General features: G+C 25.2%; 6 protein-coding genes. 4 read left to right on the top strand and 2 right to left on the bottom strand.

The window, feature by feature from the left end:
- Positions 1–21: 21 nt before the first annotated feature.
- The gene (locus tag H9660_RS15645; protein ID WP_191751303.1) at positions 22–777 is read right to left on the bottom strand and encodes a hypothetical protein; all 756 of its coding nucleotides are present in this window, start codon (positions 775–777) and stop codon (positions 22–24) included.
- A 100-nt stretch (positions 778–877) separates the two neighbouring features.
- Here H9660_RS15645 and H9660_RS15640 point away from each other — a divergent pair, with 100 nt between their 5' ends.
- Complete coding sequence (locus tag H9660_RS15640) at positions 878–1,846, top strand: tubulin-like doman-containing protein (protein WP_191751302.1); 969 nt, start codon at positions 878–880, stop codon at positions 1,844–1,846.
- 100 nt (positions 1,847–1,946) lie between these two features.
- On the opposite strand, the gene H9660_RS15635 is transcribed toward H9660_RS15640, so the two are convergent.
- Positions 1,947–2,645, bottom strand: coding sequence for a metallophosphoesterase family protein (locus H9660_RS15635; protein WP_191751301.1), 699 nt, complete (start codon positions 2,643–2,645; stop codon positions 1,947–1,949).
- Between the two features lie 119 nt (positions 2,646–2,764).
- Between H9660_RS15635 and H9660_RS15630 the strand changes: the two genes are divergently transcribed.
- From H9660_RS15630 to H9660_RS15620, 3 genes are all read left to right on the top strand, one after another.
- Positions 2,765–3,844 (top strand): M24 family metallopeptidase, encoded by a 1,080-nt coding sequence (locus H9660_RS15630; protein ID WP_191751300.1) that lies wholly within the window; start codon positions 2,765–2,767, stop codon positions 3,842–3,844.
- Between the two features lie 561 nt (positions 3,845–4,405).
- A complete protein-coding gene (locus H9660_RS15625; protein WP_191751299.1) occupies positions 4,406–4,906 on the top strand; it encodes a hypothetical protein in 501 nt (166 codons plus the stop codon).
- Between the two features lie 71 nt (positions 4,907–4,977).
- The gene (locus H9660_RS15620; RefSeq protein WP_066889676.1) at positions 4,978–5,457 is read left to right on the top strand and encodes a hypothetical protein; all 480 of its coding nucleotides are present in this window, start codon (positions 4,978–4,980) and stop codon (positions 5,455–5,457) included.
- The last annotated feature ends 96 nt before the right edge of the window (positions 5,458–5,553 follow it).

Here is a 5,553-nt window from a genome sequence, read left to right as displayed (position 1 = left end):
GCCTTATGTAAAAATATATTATTATAATACCTTATTTGTATTTTTAGATTTAAAAAAATTAGTTATCTTATTTATTAAATTTAATTTGAAATTATTTTCTTTTTGTTCAGCAATCATTTCTGATTGGATATTATATGCTGAAGTTAAGATACTTATATTTTTTTTGACTTCGTTTATAAATGCTATGTCTTTATTAGATCTATTTTCATCTGCAGTTTTTATTAGATTTGTAATTTTATCTATTAACTCATTATTTTTATTATCTGCTAATTCAGTTATTGTTTTTATTGTTTCATTATTAGTTTTTCCTAATTTTTCTATTAAGTTATTAATATCCTTAGTTAAATTTAAACTTTCCTTTATACCTGATATTTCATTTAGAATATTTATGTAAGATTCATTTATATTGTTTTTATTTTGTAATGAAACTATATGTTCTATATTTTTTATAGAGTTTAAAAGCTCTTCATAAGATGGAGGATCTATAATGGTATCAAATTTAGAATCAAAATCATCAAAAGCCATATTATTAAAATATTCTTCAGCTTGCTTATTAGAAATTCCTTTAGAATGAAGATCAATTAAAAATTCTAATTTTAATATTTCTTTTTCATGGAGTCTAGCTTGTTTATTTATAATTTCTAATTTAACATATTGAGAGAATAAATTAATGTAATACTTTACTTTGGATTCGTCAATATCTAATAGTGTTGCTACTTGATCTAGCGAATAATATAAAATTCTTCCTCGCCTTTTCTTTATTTTATTTTCAGACATTTTTTATTACCTCCTAGTGAATATATGTAAATTAATATATAATAAATATATCATAACTTTAAATAGGTTAAAATAAATTATAAACGAATAGGAGAGTATTATGGATAAAAGTAAAATGTTATTAGTTGCATTAGGTCAAGGTGGTGGCAATATATTAGATGGTATTTTGTCAAAAGATAAAAACTATAATAGCTTATTTATTAATAGTAGCATTTTGGATATTAGCCCTCTTAAAAATGCAACAATAAATAAAAATGTATACATATATCCTGGTTCAGGTGGATCTGGAAGGGATAGAATGAAGGGTAGAAATTTAATAGAAGAAAACAGAAACTCTATCTCTGAAACCTTAATTAAGTACCCTCAATCAGAGGTTATTGTTATCTTAACTAGTATGGCAGGTGGGACAGGCTCAGGTTCACTAAAAACTTTTATAGAAATTACAAATAAAACTTTTCCAAATGCTATAATAAATTTAGTTGCAATTATGCCAAGTTTATCTGAGGATGAACTTTCATTCAAAAACACATTAGAATGTTGGAATGACATAAATGAAGTAATAGATTTAATAAATGATATTAAATTTATAGATAATAATAAACGTGAAACATATAATGAAGTAAATTCAGAAGCTGCATCTTTATTAAACTTATCATTTAATATTATGGGAACACACCGTGATGGTAGTATAGATATAAACGATTCTTTAAGAATTAACTCAGCAATAGGATCAAGTGTTATTTTAAAATTACATGATGGAATGAAAGATGGAAAAGCGGCATTAGATTTAGCTATAGAAAACAGTATATTTGCACAAAACAATATATATGAATGTGATTATTTAGGAATAAATATAAAAGAAAATAGTTATGTGGTTAAGGATTTAACTAAAAGTATAGAGGTTTTTAATAGCACATATGTTACATATAATAATGATTTTAATATAATAATTCTTAGTGGATGTGAGATGCCAGTTGAACAAATAGAATTAATTCGTATAGCATATGATGAAAGAGTAAATAAAAGAGCTTCTAGAAATAAAAAGAGAGGCTTTATAGTTAAAATATAGTTTTATAAAATAATAGTGTTCTCCTTCTGATTTATTAAAAGAAGTTAGCAAGTAGTTTTAATATTCAGAAGGAGGATATTAATAACTTTTAAGGGATTTTTTATTCAGTTCCACTTTCATAAGATGATACAAGTTGTCCAGGGAACTTTAACATTTGAGCATCTTTAACAATTCTTTTATATTCATATTCTAATTCTCTAACTTTAACATTAACAGTTTTATCTTCTTTTATTTCAATTAATACATAAGTAGCATTTGGACTTCCTATTTTAGGTTTACCAACACTTCCTGTATTTATGAATGTTTTATCACCAAATTTTTTGTAAGAAGGTATATGAGTATGAGCACATACCAAGATATCTTCTTCTAATGATTCCATTACATTCTTTGTATTTTCAGCACCTTCAAATAAATATTCATTTATTGCATTTGGACTACCATGAGTAAACTTAATTTTTACTCCGTTAATATCATAATTTAATTCTGTAGGTAGCTGAGATAAATAAAACTTATTTGAAGCTCTAACTTCTTCAGAAGCCCAAGGTAGTGAAAATGAATTAATAGATGTATTTCTTATAAAAGTAAAGTCTCCATCAACAACTGAAGCATCATAATTACCTTTTATACAAGGAATTTCTCTTCTTTTAATCAAAGCAACAACTTCATTTGGATGAGGACCATAACCTACTAAGTCGCCAAGGCAAACTGTTAAATCTACTTTCTGTTCATCTATATCTTCTAAAACCTTCATTAGTGAATAAATATTTCCGTGTATATCTGAAATTGCAGCTATCTTCATAGTAAATCCTCCTAAATAAATATATTTAATTATATCACTATAAATTATTGATATAAATAGATATTATTTTATTCATGAGGTATATTATAGATATATTATATAAAACAGAGGTGAATTATATGAAGACAAATAGAGTAAATAACGTATTAAAAGAAATGTCAAAGCAAGGTTTAAATCAAATGATAGTATCATCACCACCTGCTATATTTTACTTAACAGGAAAGTGGTTTTCGCCAGGAGAAAGAATGGTGGCTTTATATTTAAATACTAATGGAAATCATAAGCTTATTGTTAATAAGTTATTCCCAGTTTACGAAGATTTAGGTGTAGACTTAATTTGGTACACAGATATTGAGGATCCAATACAAATATTATGCACAGTTGTGGAGAAAGAAAAACCTTTAGCTGTGGATAAAAATTGGCCGGCACATTTCTTAATTAAATTAATGAACAATAATGGAGCAAAGGCTTTTGTTAATGGATCTCCAATTATAGATAGATTAAGAATGATAAAGGATGCTGAAGAAATAGCATTAATGAAAAAATCATCAGAAATAAATGATAAGGTTATGCTTGAAGTTTGGGATAACTTAAAGGAAGGTCAAACAGAAAAATATTACGCTAGTCTATTAGCTGAAATTTATGAAAAGCATGGAGTAAATGAATTTTCATTCCCTCCTATAATTGCAGTTAGTCCAAATGGAGCTGATCCTCATCATCATTCAGATAAAACTCCTATAAAGAAAGGACATAGCATAGTTATAGATATTGGAGGAGTTTATAATTCTTATTGCTCTGATATGACTAGGACTGTATTCTTTGGTGAAGAACCAAATGAAAAACACGCAAAAATTTATAATATAGTTAAGGAAGCAAACCTAAGTGCTATAAGAAAAGTTAAAGAAGGTGTTAAGTTCTCTGAAATAGATAAAGCTGCAAGAGATTATATTGAAAATGCAGGATATGGTGAGTATTTTACTCATAGAACAGGACACAGTATAGGAATAGAAGATCATGACTTTGGAGATGTGAGTTCAACAAACCATGAAGAGGTTAAGGCAGGAATGATATTCTCTATCGAGCCAGGAATATACTTAAAAGATGATTTTGGAGTAAGAATTGAAGATTTAGTTTTAGTTACTAAAGATGGATGTGAAGTTTTAAACTCTGTTCCTAAGGATATAACAATAATTAAATAGAATAATATTTATTTTTCTATTTTAGATATGAAAAGATACTATTTCGAAATATTGATTAAGAAATAGTATCTTTTTTATATAAGCTTATTTATAGTAAACCAAAAACTATGATTTTTATTAATTTAATAGCCTACAAATGGCTTAAAACCGTAAATTTTTATTTTTTCGTGAAAATTCCATTTAGCGAAATTAGAATAGTTATAGTTTATAAAATATTAAACCTCAACTATCACTAGTCATATTAATAAAATAAGGAAATCTAAATCACTTCAATCATTTCCATATGGAAAAAGAAATGGATTCTAAATGTATCAAGATTATAAGCAACAAGATTTACATTTGAAAAATAAGCTTTTACTTTACTGTTATTAGTATAATAATTACTAGATATTCTTTGCAATTCAAATAAGAAGCATACCCACAAAACTATATAGTGTAAATATATTTCCACTAGTAGTAGCTTCTTTTTATAAGTTAGAGGCTGGGTGTTAGAACAGAACTTTTAAAAAATAAATTTAAATGTGATATAATATTAAATAAGAATTGGGGGAGGAAGTAGCTATGAAATTATATAAATTAAAATTCTTATTAATTATTATTTTAATTATTTTAATTGCAATCCCTTTTTTACCCTATAAAATGCCAGAAAGAGATAGATATGAATATGATAATTTAATAAGACTAGAGATTAAATGCCATGAGTGGAGTGGTGGGCCTAAAGTTATTGATGGACAAGAACATTTAGATAGATTTCTAGACACTTTACCTGACAAAACTATTTCAAGAGATACTGTAAATTTAATTGGAAATACTCCATTTAAAAGTATATCAACATTTAGGCAGGGAATTCCTTCATATAGTGAATTTGTTGTTTATGGAGAATTTAAAGAAGGTTATTCAAGATTTAATGAAGTCAGTTTTGATGTTAAAGAATGGTATCCTAAGAACAAGTACGTAACACTATATGATAGTATGATTTTTTATAAATTAAAGATATATCCTATTTTAATTATTATAATTATTCTTTCAATATTAGCTAGTCTCCATGTATCAACAAAATAAAACATGTTAATATCCATATATTTTATATTTTTAATTACACCATAAATTGGAAAGTGAAAAGGGGTAATGATTTGAAAAAAATTAAATTTGAAGAAAATTTCCTTAAAATTGCAATAATACACCTAAGTATCTTTGTTATTTCTAGTGTAATATTAATTTTTCATCCATCTAATAAAGATCCTCTACTTATTGTAGAAATATTACATCCGAATTTTACAATAAAGCAGTTGGTGATTTGCACCATTTTATTTTTAATCTTAGCTATATTATTTAAAGTAGAAAATAAAGTTTTAAATATATATTTGTTAATTATGATGATTATGTGTATAAAAATGTCTATAAATTCAAAATTTTGGGGTTATAAGTTTAAGATAGAAAATCCTTTCTTATTGTGGGGGACCTATCCACTTGGTTATTATTTATCATTTTGGATTGAAGTAAAAAAAATAAAACAGTATAGTTTTATAATAATGTTATCATATTTTATTACTTTAAGTATTCTGCATAGAGTGTCAATTAAGTTTATTAATATTATTAAGAGTAAGATATGATTTTATAGATTTATAGAGAACTTAATTAATGATGAAAAATGTTAAAAAGTTAAATAACAAAAATAACATTTAAATATTATAATATTTACAAAAATT

The sequence above is a fragment of the Clostridium gallinarum genome, assembly GCF_014836325.1.
GTDB classification, from domain to species: Bacteria; Bacillota; Clostridia; order Clostridiales; family Clostridiaceae; genus Clostridium; species Clostridium gallinarum.
The sequence above is the reverse complement of the archived record's forward strand: the minus strand, read 5'-3'. Positions and strand labels throughout refer to the sequence as shown.